The organism is Vibrio sp. YT-15 (genome assembly GCF_033337445.1).
Lineage (GTDB): Bacteria > Pseudomonadota > Gammaproteobacteria > Enterobacterales > Vibrionaceae > Vibrio > Vibrio alginolyticus.
Map to the genome: position 1 here is coordinate 1 of NZ_JAWOQR010000180.1, position 1,025 is coordinate 1,025.

The window sequence follows — 1,025 nt, forward strand, 5'->3', positions numbered from 1 at the left end:
TCGATCGCGACTCTATGTGTTGCAGCATTAGGCGTATTAGTGACCAGTAAAATTTCTTTTCCTGAAAAGATCCCTGATAGGTCTGATTGGCTTTCAGTTGGTTGGCTTATTTTCCCTACAGTAAGCGCTTCTTCTAAGACATCACCATTATAGCTTGTCGTACCTTCTAGCTTTTTTAAATGCTCGATAGCACCAACAATTTCTTCTGTTCCGTAATTAGGATTAGAAAGCATATTCTGAATATAAGTTGGGTGAATATCGTTTTTGGCTCCCAAGTAATATAGAAGGCTTGAGCCCCAACCGTATCTTCTTTGCATTGGCTCAAAATGGCGAATAACTAGTTCATATATTGCTGTTGGCAAGTATTTATCTAGTCCATCAAGTTCGGCGAGCAGGTTTTCGGTCTGGGCGTTCCCAGCGCCTCGTCCCATTCCGGTAACGGTCACATCCAACCATGTAACACCATTCGAACGAGCTGTCATCGTATTAGACATTGCTTGACCCATGTTGTTATGGGTGTGGATGCCAATGTCGCCATCCCAGTTTTGCTTTACAATTTCGGCAATGCGAGTGACTTCTGCACTATCCATATTACCGAGAGAGTCAGCAAAATAGATGACGTCAGGGTTTGCTTTTGCTACCGCCTGTACTTTTTCCGCTATAACCACGGATGGTTTTCCGCCCGCTTGCATCAGATTTAAGCCAACGATATACCCCATTTCTTTGAAAGCTTTAATCATGCTTTCACACTGCTCTGCTTCATTGAAATGTGCCGCGATACGAACGAGATCAACTTTACTTTCTTGTGCTGGTACAAAAAGATCGTTGATGGCTGCTTCAACAGGTTTATTCGCATCTAGCAACGTTTTTGCGTCAACCATTACGCCATATGTCGGACCTTTCGGTAGGTGTAGCGTGTTTAGAAACTCTTCAGTCGTATAAGCAAATGGACCACTGTAAACAGACTTGGGATAGTTACGAAGCCCTAATTCAACATAATCAATTTTAGCTTTTGCAACTGCTGT

At 42.8% G+C, this 1,025-nt stretch carries 1 pseudogene; it reads right to left on the bottom strand.

Annotation, left to right across the window (positions count from 1 at the left end):
• A pseudogene (locus tag R7D93_RS26145) lies at nt 1–1,025 on the bottom strand (pyruvate carboxyltransferase); the annotation flags it as partial.